Source organism: Sphaerisporangium melleum (genome assembly GCF_014646695.1).
Taxonomy (GTDB): Bacteria; Actinomycetota; Actinomycetes; order Streptosporangiales; family Streptosporangiaceae; genus Sphaerisporangium; species Sphaerisporangium melleum.
This window is the reverse complement of record NZ_BMNT01000018.1, coordinates 104289-124822: the sequence shown is the minus strand read 5'-3', so window position 1 is coordinate 124822 and position 20534 is coordinate 104289. Positions and strand designations below refer to the sequence as shown.

Below are 20534 nucleotides of genomic sequence, written 5' to 3'. Positions count from 1 at the left end.
ACATGTGGCACCGAACCTCGGACTTGGAGCTACGCATGGGTACACGACGGCTCTCGGCGGTGGCGGCGGTCGCGCTCGCCGCCGCACTCGCAGCGGGGTGCTCCGGGGGGACGGCCGGGGAGACCGCCTCCCCCGCCGCGTCGGCCGGCGCCCCGGCCCGGCCGGTCAAGCTGACCTACTGGACCTGGGTCCCGAACATGGACAAGATCGTCCAGTCCTGGAACGCCGCCCACCCCGACATCCAGGTCACGGTCAGCAAGCAGGCGGGCGGCGACGACGCCGCGGCCAAGTTCCTCACCGCCGCCAAGGCCGGCAACCCGCCGGACCTGGTGCAGGCGGAGTACCAGATGCTGCCCTCGTTCGTGGCCGCCGACGCCGTGGCCGACATCAAAGCCGAGGCCGGGCCCGCCAAGGCCGAGTTCGGCGAGGGCGTCTGGAGCCTGGTCACCCTCGGCACCGACGCGGTGTACGCGATCCCGCAGGACAGCGGGCCGATGATGTTCTACTACCGCAGGGACCTGTTCGACAAGTACGGCCTCAAGGTGCCCACGACCTGGGACGAGTACGCCGCCACCGCGCGCGCCCTGCACGAGAAGAACCCCAAGGTGCTGCTCGGCGCCTTCTCCAGCAAGGACCCCGGCTCCTTCGCCGGGCTGGCCCAGCAGGCCGGCGCCCGGTGGTGGTCCATCGACGGCGAGGCGTGGAAGGTCGCGATCGCCGACGAGCCGACCCTGCGGGTCGCCGGCTACTGGGGCGGCCTGGTCAAGGAGGGCGTCATCGGCGACAAGCCGTACTTCACCCCCGAGTGGAACAAAGCCCTCAACGACGGCACCCAGCTCTCCTGGATCTCCGCCGTGTGGGCACCGGGCGTGCTGGCGAGCAACGCCCCCGACGGCAAGGGCAAGTGGGCGGTCGCGCCGCTGCCGCAGTGGAACGCGAGCGAGCCGCACACCGGGTTCTGGGGCGGCTCCTCCACCGCCGTGGCGGCCACGTCCCCCAGCAGGCAGGCGGCCGTGCGGTTCGCCACCTGGCTGAACACCGACCCGCAGGCGGTCGCGCTGCTCGCCGGCCAGGGCGCGGTGTACCCGGCGTCGGTCAAGGGCCAGGCCGCGCTGTCCAAGGACCCGGACTACTTCGCCGACCGGCCCGGTTTCTGGAAGACCGCCGCCGAGATCGGCGCCACCGCCCGCGGCTTCACCTTCGGCCCGAACGTCAACGTCACCTACAACGCCTTCAAGGACGCCTTCGGCAAGGCGATCCAGGACCGCTCGGACTTCGCCGCGGCGGTGCGCGCCATGCAGGACGCCACCGTCGCCGACATGCGCAAGTCCGGGTTCCAGATCGTCCCGTGAGCCCACACCGCCCGGCAGGCGCCCGCACCCGGCGGGCGGGCGCCGCGCCCTATCTCTTCCTCGCCCCGGCGATGGTGCTGTTCGCGCTGTTCACGGCGCTGCCCATCGGCTACACGGCCTACCTCAGCCTGCGCCGCACCAAGGTGTCCGGGCTCGGGCTCGGCAAGGGCGCCAGGAAGGAGGTCTTCGTCGGCCTCGCCAACTACGCCACGGCGCTCGGCGACGGCGAACTGTGGGCCGGCTGGCTGCGCGTGCTCGGCTACGGCGCGCTGGTGCTGGTCGTGATGCTCGGCCTCGCCCTGCTGTTCGCCCTCCTGCTCGACACACTGCACGTCCGCTTCGCCCGCTTCTCCCGGGCGGCGATCTTCCTGCCGTACGCCGTGCCCGGCGTCGCGGCCTCGCTGCTGTGGGGCTTCCTCTACCTGCCCGGTGTCAGCCCGGTCAACGACGCGCTGTCGGCTCTCGGCGCGCGCGTCGACCTGCTGGGCGCCGGCACGGTGACCTTCTCGATGGCCAACGTGGCCGTCTGGGGCGGCGTCGGCTTCAACATGCTGGTGCTGTACACCACCCTGCGGGCCGTGCCGCGCGAGTACTACGAGGCCGCGCGCATCGACGGCGCGAGCGAGACGCAGATCGCCCTGCGGATCAAGGTGCCGATCGTGACCCCCGCGATCATCCTCACCACCGTGTTCTCGATCATCGCCACCGTCCAGGTGTTCACCGAGCCCATGACGCTGCGCCCGCTGACCAACACCATCAGCACGACCTGGAGCCCGCTGATGAAGGTCTACCGGGACGCCTTCGTCACCGGCGACCTGTACTCGGCGGCGGCCACCGCCGTGGTGATCGCCGCGATCTCGGTGGTGCTGTCGTTCGGCTTCCTGCGCGTGGTGCGCGACCGCGCCTTCGGGGAGGGCCGATGACCCGGGCGAACGCGACCGCACCGGCGGCCGGGACGGCCCGTCCGGGCCGCCGCCGCGCGTACGGAGCGGCGCCGACCGCGGTGCTGCTGCTCGGCGCGCTGTACTGCCTGTTCCCCGTGGCCTGGGTGCTGGTCGCGGCCACCAAGTCCAGGGCCGAGCTGTTCACCACCTCGACGCTCCTGCCCGGCACCGGCCTGCTCGCCAACCTCGCCGACCTCGCGGCCTACCGCGACGGGGTGTTCTGGCTGTGGATGCTCAACACGGTGCTGTACGCGGGGGTGGGGGCGCTGCTGTCCACGGCCGTGTCGGCGGTCTCGGGCTACGCGCTGGCGAAGTTCCGCTTTCCCGGCCGCGGCCTGGCCTTCAACCTGCTGCTCGGCGGCGTCCTGGTGCCCGCGGTGGTGCTCGCCGTCCCGCAGTACCTGCTGCTGTCGAAGGCCGGGCTGGCCGGCACCTACTGGTCGGTCCTGCTGCCGCAGATCCTCAGCCCGTACGGCATCTACCTGGCCCGGGTGTACGCCGCCGCGGCGATCCCGGACGCGCTGCTGGAGGCCGCGCGCATCGACGGGGCCACCGAGGGACGGCTCGCGCTGAACGTGGCGCTGCCGCTGATGCTGCCCGCCATGGTGACCATCTTCCTGTTCCAGTTCGTCGCGATCTGGACCAACTTCCTGCTGCCGTTCATCATGCTGGGCGACGACCACCGGTTCCCGATGACCGTCGGCCTGTACACGATGCTCGCCGCCGGGGCCAACCAGCCGTCGCTGTACAACCTGATCATCACCGGCACGCTGCTGTCGCTCATCCCACTGGTCGCGCTGTTCCTGACCATGCAGCGGTACTGGCGCACCGACCTGTCCAGCGGCTCCGTGAAAAACTGATGCGCGTGACCAGAAAGCGTCCCACCATCCACGACGTGGCCGCCGCCGCCGGCATCTCGCGCGGCACGGTCTCGCGCGTGCTCAACGGCGACCGGTACGTCAGCACGGCGGCGCGCGCCGCGATCGAGCGGGCCATCGCCGAGACGGGCTACGTGGTCAACCGCAACGCCCGCAGCCTGGTCACCCAGCGCACCGGGTCGGTGGCCCTGGTCCTGTCCGAACCGCAGGAGAAGCTGTTCGAGGACCCGAACTTCAGCGTCCTGCTGCGCACCGCCACCCAGCGGCTCGCGCAGCGGGACGTCTCCCTGGTGCTCATGATCGCCGGGGACGGCGGCGACCGCGACCGGGTGATGCGCTACCTGCGCGGCGGGCACGCCGACGGCGTCCTGCTGGTCTCCACGCACGCCGGCGACCCGCTCCTGGACGCGCTGGAGGTCGCCGGGGTGCCCGCCGTGGCCTGCGGTGAGGTGCTCGGCCGGCGGTCGCCGATCCCCTACGCCGCCGCCGACGACCGCGAGGGGGCACGGCAGATGACCCGCTACCTGGCCGGGCGGGGGCGCAGGCGCATCGCCACCATCACCGGGCCGCTGGACACCCCGGGCGGGCTGCGCCGGCTGGAGGGCTTCGTCGATGTGCTGGGCCGGCGGGCGACCAAGAAGCTCATCGCCCACGGCGACTACACCCGGCGCGGCGGCGAGGTCGCCATGGCAGAGCTGCTGGAGCGCACGCCCGGCATCGACGCGGTGTTCGTCGGCTCCGACCTCATGGCGGCGGGCGCGCTGGCCGCGCTGCGCGCCGCGGGGCGGCGGGTGCCGGAGGACGTCGCGGTGGGCGGCTTCGACGACTCGGCGGTCGCGGTGTCCACCCACCCGCCGCTGACCACGATGCGCCAGCCGCTCGAGCGGGTCGCCGAGGAGACCGTGCGCCTCCTGCTCGACCTGATCGACGGCGCCGGGCACGTCGACCCGGTGGTCCTGCCCACCGAGCTGGTCGTCCGCGAGTCGGCCTGACCCCCGGACCCGGCGCGGCGCGCGGCCAGTGGGATGATCGCGTGATGCGCTACATCATCATCGGCGCCGGCGCGGTCGGCGGGACGATCGGCGGGCGGCTCGCCCAGAGCGGGCGCGAGGTCGTCCTGGTCGCGCGGGGCGCGCATCTGGACGCGATCCGCCAGGACGGCCTGCACCTGCTCTCCCCGCACGGCACGGTGACCCTGCCGGTCACCGCCGCGGCCGGCCCCGAGGAGATCGACCTGCGGCCGGACGACGTGCTCGTGCTCGCGGTCAAGACCCAGGACAGCCAGGAGATCCTGTCCGCGTGGGCGCCGCGGCCGGTCGCCGGGGGCGGCACCGCGGCCGATGTGCTGCCTCTGCTGTGCGCCCAGAACGCCGTGGAGAACGAGCGGATGGCGCTGCGCCTGTTCCGCCACGTGTACGGCGTGTGCGTCTGGCTGCCCGCCCTGCACCTGTCGCCGGGCGCGGTGGTCTCGCACGGCGCACCGCTGTCGGGTCTGCTGACCCTCGGCCGCTACCCCGGCGGCACCGACGAGACGATCGAGCGGATCGCCGCCGACCTGCGCGGCGCCATGTTCCTCGCCCCGGTCGTGCCCGACGTGATGCGCTGGAAGTACGGCAAGCTGCTGACCAACCTCGGCAACGCCCCGCAGGCGATCTGCGGTCTGGCTCCCGGGGCCGGGCCGCTGGTGGAGCGCCTGCTGGACGAGGGCCGCGCCGTGCTGGCCGCGGCAGGCATCCCCTTCACCTCTCCGGAGGAGGAGGCCCGCGTCCGGGGCGACCAGGTGCACGAGGTGGCCGTCGACGGGCTGGACCGGCCCGGCGGCTCGTCCTGGCAGAGCCTGGCCAAGGGCAGCGGCAGCATCGAGGCGGACTACCTCAACGGCGAGATCATCCTGCTCGGCCGGCTGCACGGCGTGCCGGTCCCGGCCAACGAGACCGTGCGCAGGCTCGCCGCCGAGTTCGCCCGCGAGCAGCGGCCGCCCGGGTCCATGAGCCTGCCCGACCTGCTCAAGCTCGTGGAGGAGGAGGCCGCCGCCCGCTGACCGGGCGGGGACGTCGTCCTGGCGGCCCTGCCGGTCCGGCGGCGGCACGATCCGCCCGGCCGCTCGCGCTCGGCGGGATTCCGCGACCCCGGACCGCACCCACCACGGGACGGCTCTTAGGCTGCTGGCATGTATCAGGGACGGATTCGCGGCCTGTACCGCTGGCCGGTGAAGTCGCTGCGCGGCGAGCGGGTCGGCAGCGCCCTGCTGGACGCCCGCGGGATGGCGGGCGACCGCGCGTACGCGCTGGTGGACGAACGGCCCAGGCGCGCGGGCACGCGGATGACCGTGCGGCAGTCGCCCCGCATGCTCGCCTGGGAGGCCGCCTACCCGGCCACCTGCGACGGCTCCCCCGAGCCGCCCGGGCCGCCGGTGGTGTACTCGGCGAGCGGCGCGGCGTGGGCGTGGGACGACCCCGATCTGCCCTCGGCGCTGGCGGAGTCCTTCGGCGCCCCGGTCTCGCTGCGCGCCGCCGACGGTCAGCAGGACCGCGGGCCGACCGTGCTGGTGACCTTCGAAGCGTCCCGGCGGGCGCTGGAGGAGGAGATGGGCGCGCCGGTCGCCCTGGAGCGCTTCCGGCCCAACCTGCACCTGGAGGCCGGCGTCCCGGCGTTCGCCGAGCGGTTCTTCGAGGGCGAGGTGACGCTCACGGCGGGCGAGGTGGTGCTCGGCACGGCGGGCGAGCACACCGGCCCGTGCGTCCGCTGCGCGGTGCCGAGCTGGGACCCCTTCGGCCGCGAGCGGTGGCCGGAGCTGCAGCGGCAGCTGATCGAGGCGCACGGCAACATCTTCGGGCTGATCATGCGGGTGGTGCGGGCCGGTGTCGTCCGGGACGGCGACCCGGTCACGGTGTCCACCGGCGCGACGCCGTCCCCCACACCGGCGGCCGCCCAGACCGTCGCACGGCCACCGGCCTCCTGACGCACCTGCCTCCAGGCCACGCTCGCGCGGACACCCGGCCTCGCACGGCCCAGGCCACCGGAGCCGGGGCACGGGCCGCCGGGCGCGGCAGGCTCTCCAGTGGCATCAGGCGCGGCCCCTGGCGGTGGGGCGGCGGCTCAGTGGAAGGGGCGGGGGCGGGCGGCGCCGAAGTGGGTCTCGTGGTCCCACAGGTGGGCGCACCCGGGGCACTGCACGTGCAGGACGCTGCCGGTGGTGCCCAGCAGGTAACGCCAGTGGTCGCGGCAGTTGCGGCCCGAGCGGCACTCGCCGCAGTGCCGGTCGTCCCGGCAGTGCGGGCAGGCGATCCAGGCGCGGCGGCCGATGTCCGCGGTGGGGTCAATCGGCAGCACGATCGGCTCCCCGCGGCGGGAGCACCCCGGCGCTCACCAGCATCTCGTAGGTCTGCCGCTGCTCGCGGTCCAGCCCGGAGTACAGCAGGTCGTAGGCCTCCTCCTCGCCGCGCATGACCGCCACGGGGTCCCAGCCGGGGCCCAGCGCAGCGACCACCTCGGCGCGGCGGCGGGTCTCGTGGAGCGTGAGGTCCATCTCGAAGACGATGTGCGGATGCCCGGTTTCGTGGCCCATGACGCGACTTTCCGTGGAGCGGAGAACGGCCGAATACTGGACTTCTTTGTCCGTTTCATCACCATATGTCGCATTTAATAGCCCACACCAGGGCTCTCCCGGGGCATCCCGGTGACACTTCTCACACCATCGCATGACCCGGCGCCGAGGCGGTCAGGCGGACGGGGACGCCTCCGCGGCCGGCGGCGGGGAATGGTCGACGGTGCCGACGTACACCGACCGGCCCGGCCCGAGCTCCTCCTCGGCCAGCCGGGCCAGCACCCGGTGGGACACCGCGAGCATCATCTCGACCTCGTCTGGCGTGAGCAGGTCGACGAACAGCCGGCGCACCGTGTCGACGTAGCCGGGCGCCGCGGCCCGGACGGCGGCCAGACCGTCGGCGGTCAGCCGGATCACCGTGCCCCGGGCGTCACCCGGGCAGTCCTCCCGGGCGAGCAGGCCCCGCTGCTCCATGCGCCGGATCTGGTGCGAGAGCCTGCTGCGGTCCCAGTCGACCTTCAGCCGCAGCTCGCGGGCCCGCAACCCCCGGCCGGGCGCCTCCATCAGCGGCAGCAGCAACTGGAAATCGGCCCCGGACAGATCGGCGCTGTTGAGCCGGCGCTCGATGGCGGCGTCGAGCCGCTGACGCATGTCGCCGAAGGCCCGCCACAGACGCTGTTCCCGCTCGTCCAGCCCCCCGTCGCCCGTCACACCGACGATCCTATCCACCTCCACTCCCCGACGGCCGTTCGCACGCCCGCCCCCGCCGCGCCGCCCGCCGGCGAGCGGCGCGCCGATCGCGGGGCACCACGGCGATCGATTCGATGAACGGTGAACGGGACGGTCCGCGTCTTCGCCGCCTTCGGGGCGGCCGCACCCGGCATACGGCCGAGGTAGTGGTCCGCCGCGCCGCTCCCCGGCTTCCCTGAGGGAGCCGTGTGCTCGCCGCACTTCGGGCGCCCCTCATTTCGGGGACATCGCGGGCTTGGGTTCCGGTGAGATGCTAGGGCGTCCTAGTATTTATTCGGACGTCCTAGTAACTTGCCGAGGAGACGACGGTGCACGTACCTGCCAACCCCGTTCGCGTGGTGACCGCCGCCGCGCTGTTCGACGGGCACGACGCCGCCATCAACATCATGCGGCGCATCCTGCAGTCGCAGGGGGCCGAGGTGGTCCACCTGGGGCACGACCGGTCGGTGGAGGAGATCGTCACCGCGGCGATCCAGGAGGACGCGCAGGGCGTGGCGGTCAGCTCCTACCAGGGCGGCCACGTGGAGTTCTTCACCTACCTGGTGGACCTGCTGCGCGAGCGGGGCGCCGGGCACGTCAAGGTGTACGGGGGCGGCGGCGGGGTGATCGTTCCCGAGGAGATCGCCCTGCTGGAGGGGCACGGCGTGGCCAAGATCTTCTCCCCGGAGGACGGCCAGCGGCTCGGCCTGGCCGGGATGATCAACACGATCATCGAGGCGTGCGACGTGGACCCGACCGCCGGCGCCGAGCCGCCCGCGGTGGTGGGCGGCGAGCAGCGGGCCCTGGCCCGCGCGATCACCTTCGTCGAGGCGGGCCGGGCGGGCGAGCCGTACCTGAGGGCCGTGCGCGAGGCCGCCGCGCAGCGCCGGGTGCCGGTGCTCGGCATCACCGGCACCGGCGGCTCAGGCAAGTCCTCGCTCACCGACGAGCTGGTCCGCCGCGTGCGCGCCGACTACGAGGACAAGCTGCGCGTGGCGGTCATCGCCGTGGATCCGACCCGCCGCCGCGGCGGCGGCGCCCTGCTGGGTGACCGCATCCGGATGAACAGCCTGGGCGGCGACCGGGTGTACTTCCGCTCGATGGCCACCCGCGGCTCGCACGAGCTGCCGGATCACCTGTCCGACGTGATCGCGGTGTGCCGGGCGTCCGGCTTCGACCTGGTGATCGTCGAGACCCCGGGCATCGGCCAGGGCGACGCGGCGATCGTGCCCTACAGCGACGTGTCGCTGTACGTGATGACCCCGGAGTTCGGCGCGGGCTCCCAGCTCGAGAAGATCGACATGCTCGACTTCGCCGACGTGGTGGCGATCAACAAGTTCGACCGGCGGGGCGCGCAGGACGCGCTGCGCGACGTGCGGCGCCAGCTCGTGCGCAACCGGGAGGCGTTCGGGACCTCTCCCGAGCAGATGCCGGTGTACGGCACGATCGCCTCCCGGTTCAACGACGACGGCGTCACCGCGCTCTACCACCGGCTGCGCGACCTGCTGGGCGCCAAGGGCCTGGCCGACGGCCCGGGGCTGCTGCCCCGCACACCGGTGACCGCCTCCACCCTGGCCGACGCGGTCGTCCCGCCGGCCCGGGTGCGCTATCTGGCCGAGATCGCCGAGACCGTGCGCGACCACCACCGGCGCACCGAGCGGGAGGCGGCGGCGGCGCGCCGCCGTCAGCAGGCCCGGGAGGTGCGCGAGCTGCTGGCCACCGACGGCGGCGACGAGGCCGCGCTCGCCGCGCTGGACGCGCTGCGCGAGCGCGCCGAGGCCGGGCTGTCGCCGGAGAGCCGGGCCCTGCTGGACGACTGGCCCGCGACCGTCGCGGCGTACTCCGCCGACGAGCTGGTGGTCACGGTGCGCGGCAAGGAGCAGCGCACACCGCTGTGGCGCACCACCCTGTCGGGCAGCCGCCTCCCGCGGGTCGCCCTGCCCCGGTACGCCGACCACGGCGAGCTGCTGCGGTTCCTGCGCTCGGAGAACCTGCCGGGCCGCTTCCCGTTCACCGCCGGGGTGTTCCCGTTCAAGCGGGCCGACGAGGACCCGACCCGCATGTTCGCCGGCGAGGGCGACCCGTTCCGCACCAACCGGCGCTTCAAGCTGCTGTCGGAGGGTCAGCCCGCCGTGCGGCTGTCCACCGCCTTCGACTCGGTGACGCTGTACGGCAACGACCCGGCCGAGCGGCCGGACGTGTACGGCAAGGTGGGCACCTCGGGGGTGTCGGTCGCGACGCTGGAGGACATGAAGGCGCTGTACGACGGGTTCGACCTGACCTCGCCCACCACCTCGGTGTCGATGACCATCAACGGGCCGGCCCCCACCATCCTGGCGTTCTTCCTGCACACCGCGATGGACCAGGCACTGGACCGCTTCCGCGCCGAAAGCGGCCGCGAGCCCACCGCCGAGGAGGCCGGGCGGGTGCGCGCCGACACGCTGTCGACGGTGCGCGGCACGGTGCAGGCCGACATCCTCAAGGAGGACCAGGGGCAGAACACCTGCATCTTCTCCACCGACTTCAGCCTGCGGATGATGGCGGACGTGCAGGAGTGGTTCATCGCCAACCGGGTGCGCAACTTCTACTCGGTGTCCATCTCCGGCTACCACATCGCCGAGGCCGGGGCGAACCCGATCACCCAGCTCGCCTTCACCCTGGCCAACGGGTTCACCTACGTCGAGGCGTACCTGGCGCGGGGCATGGCGATCGACGACTTCGCGCCGAGCCTGTCGTTCTTCTTCTCCAACGGCATGGACCCCGAGTACAGCGTGCTCGGCCGGGTGGCGCGCCGGGTGTGGGCGGTGGCGATGCGCGACCGGTACGGCGCGGGCGAGCGCGCGCAGAAGCTCAAGTACCACATCCAGACCTCGGGGCGGTCGCTGCACGCCCAGGAGATGAACTTCAACGACATCCGCACCACCCTGCAGGCGCTGATCGCGATCTACGACAACTGCAACAGCCTGCACACCAACGCCTTCGACGAGGCGGTGACCACCCCGAGCGCCGAGTCGGTGCGCCGGGCCATGGCCATCCAGATGATCATCAACCGCGAGTGGGGCCTGGCGATGAACGAGAACCCGCTGCAGGGCAGCTTCATCATCGACGAGCTGACCGACCTGGTGGAGGAGGCCGTGCTCGGCGAGTTCGAGCGGCTGTCGGACCGCGGCGGGGTGCTCGGCGCGATGGAGACCGGCTACCAGCGCGGCCGAATCCAGGACGAGTCGCTGCTGTACGAGACGCGCAAGCACGACGGCTCGCTGCCGATCATCGGGGTGAACACCTTCCGCAACCCGGACGGGGTGGTCGAGCACGGCTCACTGGAGCTCGCCCGCGGCACCGAGGAGGAGAAGCACGGCCAGCTGGAGCGGCTGCGGGACTTCCAGCGGCGGCACGCGGCCGAGGCGCCCGAGGCGCTGCGCCGGCTGCGCGAGGCGGCGATGTCGGACGGCAACGCGTTCGCCGCGCTGATGGACGCCGCCCGGGTGTGCTCGCTGGGTCAGATCACCGAGGCGCTGTTCGAGGCCGGCGGGCAGTATCGCCGCAACCTCTGAGCCGCCCGGACGGCACGGCGAAGCGGCCGGACTCCGGGCTGGTGCCCCGGGGTCCGGCCGCTTCGGCGACGAGGACGGAAAGCGCGCGGTCAGGTGCGGCGCCAGCGGGCCTCGCAGAAGCAGTAGGCGGCGAAGACCACCAGGCCGAGGGCGACCACGACCAGCAGCCACGGGCCGAGCGGGGTGTCGGCGAAGGCGCGCAGGGTGGAGTCGACGCCCTTGGCCTTGTCGGGGTCGTAGGTGATCGCGGCGTGCACGAAGAAGACGCCGGCGGCCACCGCGATCACGCCGCGCGCGGCGTAGCCGACCATGCCGAGCTTCTCCACCACGCCGCGCGTCCGCGGGGACATCTCGGCGGTGTTGAGGTGCTTCAGGAACTTCTTCTTCACGCCCTCGTAGATCCAGTAGACGCCGAGCGCGGCGACGCCGAGGCCGATCGCGCCGACGATGAGCTGACCGCCCGGCCAGTCCATGACGGTGGCGGTGAGGTCCTTGGACTGCTCGTCGCTGGAGGAACCGGTGGTGCCGCGCAGCAGGAAGCTCATGATGGTGCCCACGACCAGGGCGTAGACCACGGCCCGGCCGGCGCCCTCCGCGCGGTGCGCGGTGTCCGACGATCCGTTCATGATGGCGTCGGACGCCTGCCACAGGGTCAGCGCGGCGAAGCCGATCGCCATGAGCCACAGCAGGGCGGTGCCGAAGGGCTGCTGGGCGACGGTGTGCACGGCTCCGGTCTTGTCGGCCTCCTCGCCTCCGCCGCCGAGGGCGATCTGCAGGGCGAGAATGCCGATCAGTGCGTACAGCACGCCCCGGCAGGCCATGCCGAAGCGGGCGAGCCGGTCGAAGGTACGGGTGTTGGTCGCCCGCCGCGCGGCACCGCGCGCCTGGTGACCTGCTGAGGCCACGGAGTTCATCGGCCGCTCCTTTCCGAATCGCCCTCCTTCTACACATTCAGCGGCGAAGTAAACCTGATATGCCGATCATGGACCCGGCCGCTCGCGTGGCGCGCCGGGCGGCCGGGGATGAAGCGGGACATGAGGCTTCTGACGACCACCCGCCGGCGCCCGCGCGGGCCCGTCCACGACGGCGCGCGCGGCGCGCCGCTGGTGCTGGCGCTGCCCGCCGCCGCGGCGCTGCTGCTGCTGGCGCTGCCGGTCGCGGCGCTGCTGGCGCGGGCGCCGTGGACCCGGCTGCCGGACCGCCTCGCCGAACCGGCCCTGCTCGGCGCGCTGTGGCTGTCACTGGTCACCTCGGCGGTGGCCACGCTGGGCTGCGTGCTCACCGGAGTGCCGCTGGCCTGGATGCTGGCCCGGGTCGGCTTCCGCGGCCGCCGGGCGTTCCGCGGCCTGGTCAGGCTGGCGCTGCTGCTGCCGCCGGTGGCGGGCGGGGTGGCCCTGCTGCTCGCCCTGGGGCCCAAAGGCTCCTACGCCCTGGCGGTGGTGTGCGCGCAGGCGTTCGTCGCGCTGCCCTTCCTGGTGTGCTCGGTGGAAGGGGCGCTGCTGCGCCAGGACGCGCGCGTGGAGGAGGCCGGCGTTCTGCTCGGCGGGTCGCGCTGGACGGTGTTCCGCACGGTGACCCTGCCCCCGCTGGCGCCCGCGATCGGGGTGGCCGCGCTGCTGTGCTGGGCCCGCGCGCTGGGCGAGTTCGGCGCGACGCTGGTCTTCGCCGGCGCGGCGGCCGGGACGACCCCGGCGGCGCCGGCCGCCGTCTACCTCGGCGTGCGCGGGGACCCCGAGGCGGCCGTCGTGCTCAGCCTGGCGCTGCTCGCGGTCGCGGCGACGGTGCTGGCCTGCCTGCGGGACCGGTGGGCGGACCCGGCATGATCGACGCGCACCTGGTCGCCGAGCGGCCGCCGTTCCTGCTGGACGCCCGGCTGCGGGTCGCCGCCGGGGAGGTGCTCGCCCTGCTCGGGCCGCCCGGCGCGGGCAAGACCACCGCTCTGCGGATCATCGCGGGCCTGGCCGTGCCCACGGGCGGCCACGTGCTGCTCGACGACGTCCCGCTGCACGCGCGTCCGCCCGCCCGCCGCGCGGTCGGCATGGTGCTGCGCGACCCGCTGCTGTTCGGCCACCTCAGCGTGCTGGACAACGTCGCCTTCGGGCCGCGCCGCCACGGCGCCGGACGCGCCGAGGCACGGCGGGTGGCGGCGGCCTGGCTGGCCGACGCCGGCCTCGGCGCGCTGGCGGACGCCGCGCCCGGCGAGCTCACCCCCGGGCAGGCGCGCCGGGCGTCCCTGGTGCGCACCCTGGCCGCCGGCCCCCGGGTCCTGCTGCTGGACGACCCGCTGGGCGGCCTGCCGGACGACACGCGCCGCGAACTGCGGGCCCTGCTGCGCCGGCACCTGTCCTGCTTCGCCGGCGCGTGCGTGCTGGTGACCGATGACCCTGGTGAGGCCGCCGCGCTGGCCGCCCGGGTCGCCGTCCTGGAGGGCGGCGCGATCACGCAGGAGGGCACCCCCGAGGAGGTGTCCCGGTACCCCCGCACCCGCTACGCGGCGAGCCTCGCCGCGTGCCGGGGCACCGCCTCCGTGATCCAGGGGCCAGGCCACGTACGCTAATAGACCGGGACGGGCTTTACCTCGCCTCTGTGTGGGCAGAGGTAAGGAGCACTTTGCCTCTCCGCCGCCCGGCGAAGGTGAAGAGCCGGGAACGACGGACCGCCGCGGTCCTCGACATCCCGCGTTGTGAGCCCTGTGAAAGGAGCGGCCGCCGATGCCGAGGCAGATCGTCGCCAACCAGCCCCCCAGCGTCGGAGAGCTCGAGGCGCGGGTCCACACCCTTGAAGTCCAGGTCGCCCACCTCATGGAAGCGGTGCGGTCGCTCACGGCGCAGGCCGCGGAGGCCGCTCCCGCGCACACGGCCGACTGAGCCTGCCGCGCTCCCCCGGCCGGCCCTTCCCGCCGTCGCCTGCGGCGAGCAGGGGGCAGGAGCCGGGCGAGCGCGGGAGTCGCCCGCGGCGGTCAGGGCTGCCGGCGCAGTGCCGAGGCGGGCACCGGGATGGCCGGGAAGGGGTTGTCCGGGAGCAGGATGACCCGGCGCGCCTCGCCGTCCGCCATGGCCGCGTGCAGGTGCAGCAGCGACGCGCCGATGCCGGCGGCGCCGATCATGTAGCCGGTGTCGGCGGTGACCTCCCACGGGCGTAGCCGCCGGTAGGCCTGGTACCAGCGGTAGCCCGCGCCGTCGTGGCCGGTGGCCCGGCCGATCAGGTCGTCGGCCAGGCTCTGGGCGAAGTCCAGGTGCGCGCGGGTGCCGGTCGCCGCCCACAGCCCGACGAACAGCTCCACCAGGCCGGCCGCCCCGCAGCACTGGCAGGCCACGTTCCAGAAGCCCTCGGTGCGGCGTCGTGGCAGGCCGCTGCAGGCGATGCCGGTGGCCAGCCGCTCGACCCATTCCAGGTGGCCGGGGTCGCCGGTCACCCGGTGCAGCTCGTAGAACAGGCGGGCCACTCCGGCCGACCCGGAGCACAGGCCGAGGTAGTGCAGGCCGCGTCCCTGGGGCACGTGATGCGGGACGAAGGCGTGCCGGCCGTTCACCACGCTGATCGTCCGCACGAAGTCGGCGCCTCTGAGCGCCGCGCGCAGGAAACGCTCGTCCCTGGTGACGGCGTACAGCCGGGCGAGCAGGAAGGCGGTGCCGGACGTGCCGGACAGGAAGCCGGGGGTGACGGCGTCCAGCGGCAGGTCCGGGCAGCCGTCGGCGCCGAATTTGTGGCCGGGGACGGCCAGGCCGGCGACCCGGGCGCCGGCCTCCACGGCGATCTCCTCGTACTCGGGGACGCCCAGGATGCCGGCGGCGTGCAGCAGGCCGAGGATGATGCCGCCGTCTCCGCGCTGAGCCGGATCTCCGGTCCAGCTGACGCCGGAGGGCAGGCGGCGGGCGCTGCGGGCCACCCGGTCGGCCGCGGCTCGGGCCGCGGCGACGAAGCTCTCGTCTCCGGTGGCCCAGCCGGTCTCGGCCAGCGCGAACACCATGCCGGTCAGGCCATGGTAGAGGGACAGGTCGGCTTCGTCCTGCCAGGTGGCGGCCAGGTGGCGCGCGCCCTGCCTGGCCTCGTCGAGATAGGCCTCGTGCCCGGTCGCGGCGGCGAGTTCGAGGAAGAACAGCACGATGCCGGCGACGCCCGCGTACAGCGAGCCGGGCCGGCCCGACCGGGCCGAGCGCCGGCCGGGGTCGGGGTTGGCCAGCCAGTGCCGTCCGCGCGCGTCATCGATCCCGGCCGAGCGGATCCAGCGGCCGGTCGTGATCGCCGCGGACAGAGGGGTCTCGCCATCGGGCCACGTCGGGTGGCGGGGGGCCGGGCTCATGTCGCCTCCTCTGGGCGGGGACCACATCATACCTATCCATTTGGTAGGTAAACTAGGCAATGTCCATGCCAGCTCACCACACGGCCGCCGTCATCACCGCCCGCAGCAGAAACAATCTCACAGCAACCACCCCCGCAGCGCCATCACGACCACAGATTTCCTCGCATATCCCTCCCAGCCGCCCGGACATCCGCACCCCCAGCGCGAGATCATGAGTGCGGCCCGCGTACCTCCGAACCCCCGCGGCGGGCCGCACGCGCACGGCCCGGGGTGGACGGGGAACCTCGGGCAAGGCGGCAATCTGGAAGCCGGCGAAGGGTCCTCGACGAAGGGACGGCGATTTGGGCGGCAACGGCACGACACCGATCCTGGCCGACTCGGTACGGCTGACCGGCGACGGGGTGGACATCCTCGACCGCCGGGTCTACCCGTTCGAGCGCCGCTGGGTGCACTGCGCCACGCTGGAGGAGGTCGCGGTGGCCATCGAGCGGATGGTCACCCAGAGCCACGGCCCGCTGTTCGCCGCGACCGCCGGCCTCGTGCTCGCGGCGCGCGAGGCGCGGCACGCTCCCCCCGGCGAGGCGGCCGGACGGCTACGGGCCTCCGGCCGCCGGCTGGTCGCCACCCGGCCCACCAACCACCACATCCGTGATGCGGTCACCGCCGTGCTGGCCGCCACCGCCGACGGCCCGCTGTCCGGCGCGTCCGGCGAAGAGCTGCTCGGCGCCGTCGCCGAGGCCGCCGCCGCCTACGACGCCGGGTACCGGGAGGGCGTCGCCTCCCTGGGCCGGCACGCCGCGGACCTGCTGGACGACGGCGCGCGGGTGCTCACCCACTGCTGGGGCGACGCCTTCCTCATCGCCGCCGTGCAGGCCGCCGAGCGCATGGGCAAGCGACTGGAGTTCGTCTGCACCGAGACCCGCCCCTACCTGCAGGGAGCCCGGCTGACCACCGCGACGCTGGTGGAGATGGGCTACGAACCCACGCTGATCACCGACGGCATGGTGCCCTCGGCGCTGGCCGACGGCCTGGCCGACGTCGCGATGACCGCCTCCGACCGGGTCACCATGGACGGCCACGTGGTCAACAAGGTGGGCACGCTGGCGGTCGCGCTCGCCGCCCGGGCCTTCGGCGCGCCGATGTACGTGCTGGCCCACGCTCCCGACCCGCTGTCCCCGGGCATCGCCGACGTCGAGATCGAGCACCGCGACGGGGAGGAGGTGCTGCACGTGCTCGGCACCCGCACCGCGGCGCACGGCGTCCGGGGCTACTACCCGGCCTTCGACGCGACGCCGCCACACCTGGTCACCCGCATCGTCACCGAGCGGGGCGCCTTCGAGCCCTCCCGGGTGGCCGACCACTTCTCCGCCCCGCACCCCGCCGGCGCCGATCCCGGGGCCGCCCTGGAAGGCCCGGGACGATGACCGGTCCGGCCGCGGCCCGCCGCGTCATCGTGGACACCGACGCGGGGATCGACGACGCCTGCGCGCTGGCCTACCTGGCCGGGCGAGCGGACGCCGAGATCAGCGCGGTGACGACGGTGGCCGGCAACTGCGCCGAGCCGGACGTCGCGCGCAACGTCGGGTACGTCCTGCGGCTGCTCGGGCTCTCGCCGCCCGTCGCCCGCGGCGCCGCCGGGCCGTTGCCGGGCGCGCCGGCGGCGCCCCGGGGGACACACGGGCGCGACGGCCTGGGCGACCTCGGCCTCTCGCGCCCCCTGCCCGCAGTCACGGGCGAGAGCGCCGCCGCGCTGCTGGTCCGGCTCGCGGCCGAGCGGCCCGGCGAGCTGGACCTGCTGGCGCTCGGCCCGCTGACCAACCTGGCCCTGGCGCTGCGCGCCGACCCGGCGCTCCTGACGAAGTACCGCTCGGTGGTGGTGATGGGCGGCTCCGGTCCGCTCGCCGCGCCCGCCGCCCCGCTCCCCCGGGACAGCAACATCGCCCGCGACCCGGCGGCGGCCCGCGCGGTCTTCGCCGCCCCGCGCCGCCGGCTGGCCGCCGTCGGGGTGGACGTCACGGCCACCGCCACCCTGCCTCCCGAGGCGATCGCCGCCCTGGCCGCGGCCGGCACCCCCGTCGCCCGCTTCACCGCCGAGATCCTCACCGCCTACCTCGCGGCCGGCGCGGACCGCGGCCGGGGCGGCGTCCCGCTGCACGACCCGCTGGCGGCGGGCGTCCTGCTCGACCCGGGCCTGGTGACCGGCTTCGTGCTCGCGCCGGTCGCCGTGGTCGCCGACGGGCCGCTGTGGCGGGCCCGGCCGGCGCCCGTGCGGCGGGAGGGCGGGCCCGCTCCGGACACGCGGGTGGTCACCCAGGTGGACGCGCCCTGGTTCGTGCGCGGCTTCGTGCGCACCCTCACCGGGGACGTCCGGCACGCAGGCCCCGGTTGAGGCGCGTGCGGGCGCGGCAGGGGAAGATTCGCTGGCCGGTGCCGTGACGCGGCTCACCGGCCGCGGGACCCGCGGCGCGAAAGGGACGACGGGCGGTCAGGCGGCGCCGGTCGACAGCCGGTTGAACAGCGCGAGGGCGGCCTCGCGCACGTCCGGCGGGGTCACCCCGTACAGGACGGCGCGGGCCTCGGCGATGTTCCGGGTGGTCGCGCAGGTGATCGCGACCGACGTCGCCGCGGCGTGGGTCAGCGACCCCGCGGGCTCTCGGTCGGCCAGCTCCCTGGCGCTGGTGGCCAGGTCGAGGTTGTCGGCGGATGCGCTGGTCAAAGGGTCCTCCTCGGATGGCGGATCGAGATCGTCTGGCGGTTCGAAGCCGTGGAGCGCCGGTCGGGCGGGCCGTCGCGGAGGCCGGAGGGCGGCCGGGCGGGCCGCCGCCCGTCACGCCGGCCGGGGCGGCACCCGCTCATGAGGCCACTGTAGAGCAGGCGGGCCGCGCGACTCCCGGCGGCCACGCCATCCGCCGGGCTTCTCCGCCTCCCGTCCTCCCGTTCCCTTCTCGTCCCCCGCGGCTCCGCGGGCACGCCGGCGGGCCCGCCAGGACGGCCCGGGCACCGAGATGGGAACGAATACACCAGGCCGGGAGGACCGGGGACGGGGGGCTTGAGCATGATCACCACAGCACAGATCGACCGGATCATCCGCTTCCATGGGGACGAGGTCCCCGTGGTGTCGCTGTACGTGGGCGTGCGGCCGGACGACGGGGCCACCCCCGCCACCCGGATCAACAGCCTGCTGCACGAGATCCGACCGCTGACCCAGGACGGCTCGCTGTGCCGCCGGGCCCGCATGTCCGTCCGCGGCGACATCGAGCGCATCGCCGCCCTCGCGGGCCTGGAGCGGCTGGGAGCCGGTGCCCTGGCGGTGTTCTCCTGCAGCGAGGCCGACCTGTTCGAGCAGGTCGTCCTGCCCCGGGCCGTGCGCGACCGGGTGATGGTGGACGCGACGCCGTGGGTGCGGCCGATGCTCGCCGTGCTCGACGAGTACCACCGCGCCTGCGTCCTGGTGGTCGACCGGCGCTCGGCCGAGGCGTGGGAGCTTTACCAGGACGAGATGCGCGAGGCGGGCAAGGTGGAGGACCCCGCGTTGCGCAAGCCCAACTACGCCGGCTGGTACGGCTACACCGAGCACCGGGTGCGCAACCGGGCCGACGACCTGGCCCGCAGGCACTTCCGCAACGCGGCGCGCCTGGTGGACGAGCTGTTCCGCACCGGCCGGCACGAGGTGCTGATCCTCGGCGGCCATCCCGAGGAGGTCCCGGTGTTCACCGACTTCCTCCCCCGCCACCTGCGCGCCAGGATCGCCGGGACCTTCACGGTGGACCCGCGGACCGCGACGCCCGCCGACATCCGGCACGCCGCCGAACGCGTCCTGGAGCACTACGAGCGCGACGAGGATCGCCGGTGGGTCGCCGAGGTGCTGGAACGGGCGGCGGCGGGCCGGCCGGCGGCCCTCGGCCCGGCCGAGTGCCTGTGGGCCGGGTCGGTCGCCGCGGTGGGCGCCCTGCTGGTCCAGGAGGGGGCGACCGCGCCGGGTGTGGTCTGCGACGAGTCGGGCTGGCTCGGCGTCCGCGGCGACACCTGCCCGCTGTGCGGCAAGCCGGTCCGGCGCACGCCCGACGTCCTCGGTGAGCTGACCGACGCGGTGATCGAGGAGGGCGGCACGGTCCGGCACGTCGTGGCCGACACCGGGCTCAGGGAGCACCTCGTCGCCGCTTCCTTGCGCTTCCCGCTGCCTCCGGCGCCGCAACCCTCCGCCTGAGCCCGCCGTCCCCGCCCGGGGCGTGGTGCGATCTGCGGGCTCCGATGGAACAGCCACCCCCGGTGACGGCATCATGGCTTCCAGCACCGACGAGGCGAGGAGTGGCACGTGACCGAGCGTCCCCTTGTACTGCTGGACGTGGACGGGGTGCTCAACCCCGCCCGGCGGGCCACACCGCGGCTCCGGCGCTACGAGTGCGTCCTTTCCGGCCAGGCCTACACCGTGCTGCTGAACGCCCTGCACGGCGCCAAGCTCACCGAACTGGCCCGCGACACCGGTGCCGAGCTGGCGTGGGCGACCACTTGGGAGCACCACGCCAACGAGCACATCGCCCCGCGCCTCGGCCTGCCCGATCTCCCGGTGATCGAGGTCAACGGCGACCCGGGCAGCCGGGCCGGGGAGCACTTCAAGACCCGGCACGTCGCGGAGTACGTCACCGGCCGCCCGTTCGTGTGGTTCGACGACAGCCTCGGCCCCTGTGACTGGCAGTACCTCAAGGACCACCCGGCGGTCGGCGACTTCCTGCTGGTCGAGGTGGATCCGCGCACCGGCCTGACCGACGCTCACCTGGCGCGGGCCCGCGACTGGCTTTCCGGCAGGCGGGACGCCGGCCTTCGCCCCCTGCTTCCCGGGTCCGGCGCCCTCACGGCCGAGGCCGGTCCCGGACCGCTTCCCTCCTGACCGCCCGCACGGGCCCGCACCCGGCCCGGACCCGCCGGCGGGCGGGCCGGGTGCGGCCCGGCCTGTCAAACAGGCCCGCCCTCGATGTGGCCGGCGCCCGGACCGTCCTCCAGCGCCTCGACCGCACCGAGCAGCCCGCGCAGCTCGATCTCCTCCTGCCGGGCGTCGGCGGGGTCGTACAACCACTCCGTGACCGGCAGGCTCATCTCCTCCTCCGGGCCGCTCGACTCCGCCATGACCAGCTCGGCCTCGACCTCGGCCTGGAGCCCGTGCAGGAAGTCGCCGTCTCCGATGGGCAGGCTCATCCGTCCTCCGTACATGTCGCGGGCCGGTGTCGCC

Annotated in this window: 21 protein-coding genes; 14 read left to right on the top strand and 7 right to left on the bottom strand. The window is 74.2% G+C overall.

Features of this window, described 5'->3' with window-relative positions; all coding sequences use genetic code 11:
- Positions 1-35: 35 nt before the first annotated feature.
- From IEY93_RS17525 to IEY93_RS17500, 6 genes are all read left to right on the top strand, one after another.
- Positions 36-1352, top strand: coding sequence for an ABC transporter substrate-binding protein (locus IEY93_RS17525; RefSeq protein ID WP_189164140.1), 1317 nt, complete (start codon positions 36-38; stop codon positions 1350-1352).
- Entirely contained in the window at positions 1349-2275 is a 927-nt protein-coding gene (locus tag IEY93_RS17520; RefSeq protein WP_229691230.1) for a carbohydrate ABC transporter permease, read from the top strand. The genes IEY93_RS17525 and IEY93_RS17520 overlap by 4 nt, the downstream gene beginning before the upstream one ends.
- Positions 2272-3156, top strand: a complete 885-nt coding sequence (locus IEY93_RS17515; protein WP_189164139.1) for a carbohydrate ABC transporter permease — start codon at positions 2272-2274, stop codon at positions 3154-3156. The genes IEY93_RS17520 and IEY93_RS17515 overlap by 4 nt, the downstream gene beginning before the upstream one ends.
- A 5-nt stretch (positions 3157-3161) precedes the next feature.
- On the top strand, positions 3162-4166 hold the full coding sequence (locus tag IEY93_RS17510; protein WP_229691229.1) for a LacI family DNA-binding transcriptional regulator: 1005 nt from the start codon (positions 3162-3164) through the stop codon (positions 4164-4166).
- A gap of 44 nt (positions 4167-4210) precedes the next feature.
- Positions 4211-5215, top strand: a complete 1005-nt coding sequence (locus IEY93_RS17505; protein WP_189164137.1) for a ketopantoate reductase family protein — start codon at positions 4211-4213, stop codon at positions 5213-5215.
- Between the two features lie 129 nt (positions 5216-5344).
- The gene (locus IEY93_RS17500; protein WP_189164136.1) at positions 5345-6136 is read left to right on the top strand and encodes an MOSC domain-containing protein; all 792 of its coding nucleotides are present in this window, start codon (positions 5345-5347) and stop codon (positions 6134-6136) included.
- A gap of 137 nt (positions 6137-6273) precedes the next feature.
- On the opposite strand, the gene IEY93_RS17495 is transcribed toward IEY93_RS17500, so the two are convergent.
- The 3 genes from IEY93_RS17495 to IEY93_RS17485 all read right to left on the bottom strand — a co-directional run bounded on the left by IEY93_RS17495 (position 6274) and on the right by IEY93_RS17485 (position 7432).
- Positions 6274-6507, bottom strand: coding sequence for a hypothetical protein (locus tag IEY93_RS17495; protein ID WP_189164135.1), 234 nt, complete (start codon positions 6505-6507; stop codon positions 6274-6276).
- Complete coding sequence (locus IEY93_RS17490) at positions 6494-6742, bottom strand: DUF6400 family protein (protein ID WP_189164134.1); 249 nt, start codon at positions 6740-6742, stop codon at positions 6494-6496. Before IEY93_RS17490 ends, IEY93_RS17495 begins: the two co-directional genes overlap by 14 nt.
- 153 nt (positions 6743-6895) lie before the next feature.
- Entirely contained in the window at positions 6896-7432 is a 537-nt protein-coding gene (locus IEY93_RS17485; protein WP_203968639.1) for a MarR family winged helix-turn-helix transcriptional regulator, read from the bottom strand.
- A 347-nt stretch (positions 7433-7779) separates the two neighbouring features.
- On the opposite strand from IEY93_RS17485, the gene icmF reads away from it, so the two are divergent.
- Complete coding sequence (icmF, locus tag IEY93_RS17480) at positions 7780-11004, top strand: fused isobutyryl-CoA mutase/GTPase IcmF (protein WP_189164133.1); 3225 nt, start codon at positions 7780-7782, stop codon at positions 11002-11004.
- 89 nt (positions 11005-11093) lie between these two features.
- Here icmF and IEY93_RS17475 read toward each other — a convergent pair whose 3' ends face one another.
- Positions 11094-11918, bottom strand: a complete 825-nt coding sequence (locus tag IEY93_RS17475; RefSeq protein WP_189164132.1) for a DUF1206 domain-containing protein — start codon at positions 11916-11918, stop codon at positions 11094-11096.
- A 120-nt stretch (positions 11919-12038) separates the two neighbouring features.
- Between IEY93_RS17475 and IEY93_RS17470 the strand changes: the two genes are divergently transcribed.
- The 3 genes from IEY93_RS17470 to IEY93_RS17460 all read left to right on the top strand — a co-directional run bounded on the left by IEY93_RS17470 (position 12039) and on the right by IEY93_RS17460 (position 13871).
- On the top strand, positions 12039-12827 hold the full coding sequence (locus tag IEY93_RS17470) for an ABC transporter permease (protein WP_203968638.1): 789 nt from the start codon (positions 12039-12041) through the stop codon (positions 12825-12827).
- Entirely contained in the window at positions 12824-13561 is a 738-nt protein-coding gene (locus tag IEY93_RS17465; protein ID WP_189164130.1) for an ATP-binding cassette domain-containing protein, read from the top strand. Before IEY93_RS17470 ends, IEY93_RS17465 begins: the two co-directional genes overlap by 4 nt.
- Positions 13562-13715: 154 nt before the next feature.
- A complete protein-coding gene (locus tag IEY93_RS17460) occupies positions 13716-13871 on the top strand; it encodes a hypothetical protein (RefSeq protein ID WP_189164129.1) in 156 nt (51 codons plus the stop codon).
- A gap of 92 nt (positions 13872-13963) precedes the next feature.
- On the opposite strand, the gene IEY93_RS17455 is transcribed toward IEY93_RS17460, so the two are convergent.
- Positions 13964-15307, bottom strand: coding sequence for a lanthionine synthetase LanC family protein (locus tag IEY93_RS17455; RefSeq protein WP_189164128.1), 1344 nt, complete (start codon positions 15305-15307; stop codon positions 13964-13966).
- A gap of 341 nt (positions 15308-15648) precedes the next feature.
- Between IEY93_RS17455 and IEY93_RS17450 the strand changes: the two genes are divergently transcribed.
- Together IEY93_RS17450 and IEY93_RS17445 are read left to right on the top strand one after the other, a co-directional pair.
- Positions 15649-16731 (top strand): translation initiation factor eIF-2B alpha/beta/delta subunit family protein, encoded by a 1083-nt coding sequence (locus tag IEY93_RS17450; RefSeq protein ID WP_189164127.1) that lies wholly within the window; start codon positions 15649-15651, stop codon positions 16729-16731.
- Complete coding sequence (locus IEY93_RS17445; RefSeq protein WP_189164126.1) at positions 16728-17696, top strand: nucleoside hydrolase; 969 nt, start codon at positions 16728-16730, stop codon at positions 17694-17696. Before IEY93_RS17450 ends, IEY93_RS17445 begins: the two co-directional genes overlap by 4 nt.
- Positions 17697-17792: 96 nt before the next feature.
- On the opposite strand, the gene IEY93_RS17440 is transcribed toward IEY93_RS17445, so the two are convergent.
- A complete protein-coding gene (locus tag IEY93_RS17440) occupies positions 17793-18023 on the bottom strand; it encodes a hypothetical protein (protein ID WP_189164125.1) in 231 nt (76 codons plus the stop codon).
- 339 nt (positions 18024-18362) lie between these two features.
- Between IEY93_RS17440 and IEY93_RS17435 the strand changes: the two genes are divergently transcribed.
- Together IEY93_RS17435 and IEY93_RS17430 are read left to right on the top strand one after the other, a co-directional pair.
- Positions 18363-19514 (top strand): baeRF10 domain-containing protein, encoded by a 1152-nt coding sequence (locus IEY93_RS17435; protein ID WP_189164124.1) that lies wholly within the window; start codon positions 18363-18365, stop codon positions 19512-19514.
- Positions 19515-19622: 108 nt separating this feature from the next.
- Positions 19623-20195, top strand: coding sequence for an HAD domain-containing protein (locus IEY93_RS17430; RefSeq protein WP_189164123.1), 573 nt, complete (start codon positions 19623-19625; stop codon positions 20193-20195).
- Positions 20196-20260: 65 nt separating this feature from the next.
- Here IEY93_RS17430 and IEY93_RS17425 read toward each other — a convergent pair whose 3' ends face one another.
- Positions 20261-20500, bottom strand: coding sequence for a hypothetical protein (locus IEY93_RS17425; RefSeq protein ID WP_189164122.1), 240 nt, complete (start codon positions 20498-20500; stop codon positions 20261-20263).
- Between the last annotated feature and the right edge of the window lie 34 nt (positions 20501-20534).

Bases quoted from the DNA above. Each gene is read 5' to 3' on its own strand.
- IEY93_RS17525 (WP_189164140.1), top strand. From the start codon at position 36: ATGGGTACACGACGGCTCTCGGCGGTGGCGGCGGTCGCGCTCGCCGCC.
- IEY93_RS17515 (WP_189164139.1), top strand. From the start codon at position 2,272: ATGACCCGGGCGAACGCGACCGCACCGGCGGCCGGGACGGCCCGTCCG.
- IEY93_RS17505 (WP_189164137.1), top strand. From the start codon at position 4,211: ATGCGCTACATCATCATCGGCGCCGGCGCGGTCGGCGGGACGATCGGC.
- IEY93_RS17500 (WP_189164136.1), top strand. From the start codon at position 5,345: ATGTATCAGGGACGGATTCGCGGCCTGTACCGCTGGCCGGTGAAGTCG.
- IEY93_RS17490 (WP_189164134.1), bottom strand. From the start codon at position 6,742: ATGGGCCACGAAACCGGGCATCCGCACATCGTCTTCGAGATGGACCTC.
- IEY93_RS17475 (WP_189164132.1), bottom strand. From the start codon at position 11,918: ATGAACTCCGTGGCCTCAGCAGGTCACCAGGCGCGCGGTGCCGCGCGG.
- IEY93_RS17470 (WP_203968638.1), top strand. From the start codon at position 12,039: ATGAGGCTTCTGACGACCACCCGCCGGCGCCCGCGCGGGCCCGTCCAC.
- IEY93_RS17465 (WP_189164130.1), top strand. From the start codon at position 12,824: ATGATCGACGCGCACCTGGTCGCCGAGCGGCCGCCGTTCCTGCTGGAC.
- IEY93_RS17460 (WP_189164129.1), top strand. From the start codon at position 13,716: ATGCCGAGGCAGATCGTCGCCAACCAGCCCCCCAGCGTCGGAGAGCTC.
- IEY93_RS17455 (WP_189164128.1), bottom strand. From the start codon at position 15,307: ATGAGCCCGGCCCCCCGCCACCCGACGTGGCCCGATGGCGAGACCCCT.
- IEY93_RS17445 (WP_189164126.1), top strand. From the start codon at position 16,728: ATGACCGGTCCGGCCGCGGCCCGCCGCGTCATCGTGGACACCGACGCG.
- IEY93_RS17435 (WP_189164124.1), top strand. From the start codon at position 18,363: ATGATCACCACAGCACAGATCGACCGGATCATCCGCTTCCATGGGGAC.
- IEY93_RS17425 (WP_189164122.1), bottom strand. From the start codon at position 20,500: ATGAGCCTGCCCATCGGAGACGGCGACTTCCTGCACGGGCTCCAGGCC.